This window comes from Oleiphilus sp. HI0080 (genome assembly GCF_001635135.1).
Window position 1 is genome coordinate 1 of sequence record NZ_LWFU01000260.1, and the last position, 598, is coordinate 598.

Sequence of the window (598 nt, forward strand, 5' to 3'; positions counted from 1 at the left end):
TGCGCGAACGTCGCGCTGTCAGTCCTGAAATGGCGCTCCGGCTTGCGCGTTTGTTTGGTAACTCGCCGGAATTCTGGCTGAACGCACAGCGGTCTGTTGATCTTTGGACTGCCGCACAATCGGTTAAGGAAGAGGTGGATCGAATCAAGCCGCTACATGCTGCATAACCAAGCCGCGCACCGGATGTCAAAACATCAGCTTCGCGTCGACTTTGTCACCACTGACGGCAGAGGTTCATGATGTCTGCTTTGTCGAAACGGCTCTCAGTTGATCCACTAGCAAAAAATGTCCGCTTATTGGTGAAAACTGAAGCGACGGTCTGTCAAATTTTTAGTCCGCTATTCTCTCAAAACCAATGCCGATCTAACGAGCCTCTAATGTCCGCAATGGAGCGAGAGCTTAGTGCGCATTATCGTTTCAACTCCATATAGATCAGATGACGCCTGATTCTCGTAGTTCTGAGATTTTATCGTCATCAAGCTCAAGTAGTTCGCTTAGTACATCGTTGGTATGTGTACCTAACTTTGCACCGGGCCATTCGGTTTTTCCTGGCGTACTTTCTAGTTTGGGTATCAATGCCGGTATATCCAGTTCACGA

The 598-nt window shown here is 48.8% G+C and carries 1 protein-coding gene; it reads left to right on the forward strand.

Features of this window, described 5'->3' with window-relative positions:
- On the forward strand, positions 1 to 167 hold a 167-nt coding region (locus A3751_RS02760; protein WP_068451819.1), incomplete at its 5' end, for a HigA family addiction module antitoxin.
- Positions 168 to 598: the final 431 nt, after the last annotated feature.